Below are 1,410 nucleotides of genomic sequence, written 5' to 3' on the forward strand. Positions count from 1 at the left end.
GGGGTCAGACCGCGACGGTGTGGCGGCTGAACTGCTGGTTGGTGCCGGTGCCGCAGGTCCACTGTTCGAGGGCGGCGCCGTTGGTGGTGGCCTGGTTGATGACGTCCAGGCACTTGCCGCTGTGCCGGGCGATCAGCCGGACGTGGCCGGAGCCGTCGGCCACCTTCTGGACCTGCCACTGCTGGGACTGGCTCCCGGTGCAGGTGTTCTGCACGACGAGGGCCCCGTCGACGCTCGACGCGCCCTCGACGTCCAGGCACTTGCCGCTGTGCCGGGCCATGATCTGCACGTAGCCGGTGCCGAGGTCCTTGAACGAGAAGTTCTGGTTGGCGCCGTTGCCGCAGCCCCACTGGAGGAGCCGGGCGGTCTCGGCGAAGGAGTAGTCGCCGACGTCGACGCACTTGCCGCTCTGCCGGCCTACCAGCTGCTGCCAGGTCGCGTGGAGCGGGGTGACGTGACCCGCGTCCGCGTCCAGCGTGATCTGCGGCGAGTAGCCGAGGGTCAGGGTTGTCGCGGTGGGGAAGGCGAGCGGCAGCCACACGTACTGCGAGTCGTTGACCGTGCCGCCCGTGGAGTTGCCCCAGCGGTCTCCCATGTAGAGGTAGCTGGTGCCCTGGCTGCCCTCCACCGGCAGGACGAAGGTGGTCTGGGTGTGGTAGGTGATCCCGTCGCCCGCGTCGTTCAGGCCGCTCCAGGACCCGGTGATGCTGTCGGCGGTCGCGTACTTCTGCTGGTTGGGGGCCCAGCCGGTGGCACCGGAGGTCAGCAGGAAGTAGACGCCGTCGCGCTTGAACATCGCCGGGGCCTCGCGGGACTCGCCGTTCCACAGGCTCTGGACCTGGGCGTCGATGCCGGTGTAGTCGGCGGTGAGGCGGTAGACGTGCAGGTCCCGGTTCTCGTTGGCGGCGGAGATCATGTACCCGGTGCCGTCGTCGTCGACGAAGGTGGTGATGTCGCGGGACATCGAGCCCAGCGGGCGGAAGCTGCCCCGCCAGCTGTAGTCGCCGTCGATCGTGCTGGAGACCGCGACGGCCGCGCGGGCCTCGCTGTAGTCGGTGGCGCTGCCCTCCTTGTGCATCCACATCACGAACTGCCCGGTCGCGGCGTTGTACATCACCTTGGGGCGCTCGATGTTCGCGCCGGCGAGCTCCGGGTCCGTCGCCTGGGTGAGCACGTGGCGGCGGAACTCCCACGTCTTCAGGTCCGTCGAGCGGTAGGCGGAGACGTAGCGGAACGAGTTGTCGGCGTTGCGGTTCTCGCCGAACCAGTAGTAGTACCGACCGACCTTGATCACACCGCCGCCGTGGGCGTGCAGCGGATTGCCCGCGGTGTCCGCGAACTGGGTCCCGTTGACGACGGTCACGGCGGCCGCCTCGGCCTGCCCGGCGCCCTGGACCAGGGAGACGCACA

Annotated in this window: 1 protein-coding gene; it reads right to left on the reverse strand. The window is 69.3% G+C overall.

Translation table 11 applies throughout. The features are described from left to right. Window positions 1-4 precede the first annotated feature (4 nt). The coding region (locus tag PUR61_RS44870; RefSeq protein ID WP_329885760.1) for an RICIN domain-containing protein at window positions 5-1,410 on the reverse strand (1,406 nt) is incomplete at its 5' end.

Origin of the sequence: Streptomyces sp. BE20 (genome assembly GCF_036322525.1) — a bacterium.
Classification (GTDB): Bacteria; Actinomycetota; Actinomycetes; order Streptomycetales; family Streptomycetaceae; genus Kitasatospora.